Source organism: Roseateles sp. P5_E11 (genome assembly GCF_054049355.1).
In genome coordinates this window covers 1-951 of record NZ_JBFUMO010001081.1, presented here as the reverse complement: position 1 = coordinate 951, position 951 = coordinate 1, and the positions used below count along the sequence as shown (strand labels likewise).

The 951-nt window shown below is 68.5% G+C and carries 2 protein-coding genes; one reads left to right on the top strand and one right to left on the bottom strand.

From position 1 onward, the window contains the following. The coding region (locus tag ACXJKR_RS33555; protein WP_457326542.1) for a hypothetical protein at positions 1 to 505 on the top strand (505 nt) is incomplete at its 5' end. Positions 506 to 516: 11 nt separating this feature from the next. Here ACXJKR_RS33555 and ACXJKR_RS33550 read toward each other — a convergent pair. Beyond that, positions 517 to 951 (bottom strand): M4 family metallopeptidase (locus tag ACXJKR_RS33550; RefSeq protein ID WP_457326541.1); only part of this gene is annotated, 435 nt, incomplete at its 5' end.

The window sequence follows — 951 nt, the reverse complement described above, 5'->3', positions numbered from 1 at the left end:
GTTCAAGCTGGCCGTGTGCGGCGCCGCAACGGCGCTGCTGTGGTGGGCGAGCGGCTGGGCCGGCATGCTGGTGGCGCTGATGCTGTGGGGCCGTGCCTTCGCGTCCGATCTTGTTGCCCTGGGCGAAACGGTCGGGCGGGGCCTGAAGGCACTGGCCTTCCGGCCCGTGCAGGGGCGCTACTACGCGTTCAAGGGCCACCGCATTCGTGTGCTGGACGATGACATCGAGCGCCACCGCTGGATCGCGCTGGAGGATTTGTCGATGGCCCTGGGTGCGCCGATGCCGGCCGCATCGCTGCGGCGTCGCCATCCACAGTCGGTGCGCGAGCAACGCGACGGTAGCTATGTGCTCGATGAGGTCGTCCTGACCTGGCTGCGCGAGCAGCGCGGGGATCGCGCCGGGCGGTTGGCGCACTGGGTGGAACGTGAGGTCTGGTACCCGGCACGCGGCCGCAAGGCCAGCTACGCCCAGAAAAAAGGGGCGTCCGAAGACGCCCCCGATTGAGCCCGCTCGGCTCAGTTCCTGCCGACAGCGCTCCAGGCAGAGGCCACGGCATTCGCCTCGGCGCTGCCAGTCCCGTAGAGCTCATTGGCGGCGGCGATGGTGCCACTGCGTGCGCCGGCGTAGTTGGTGGACGAAGTGAATTTCGTCGTCAGCGCCCGGTACCAGATCTTGGCGGCCTTGTCCCGGCCGATGCCCGTCAGCGAGCCCGCGCCGGTGGCGACGCGGGTGTTGCCGGTCACGCAGGTCGGGCTGTTGCCGTAGGCACTGTTGGTGCCTTCGGCGAGCAGGAAGAAGAAGTGGTTGGTCACGCCCGAGCTGTAGTGCACGTTGAGATTGCCCACGCCCGAGTACCAGCAGTCCGCCGATGCACCGTCGGCGCTGGGCTTGACCATGCTGCGCAAGGCCCCGCCGCCCACCATGATCTTCTCGCCGATCAGGTAGTCGCC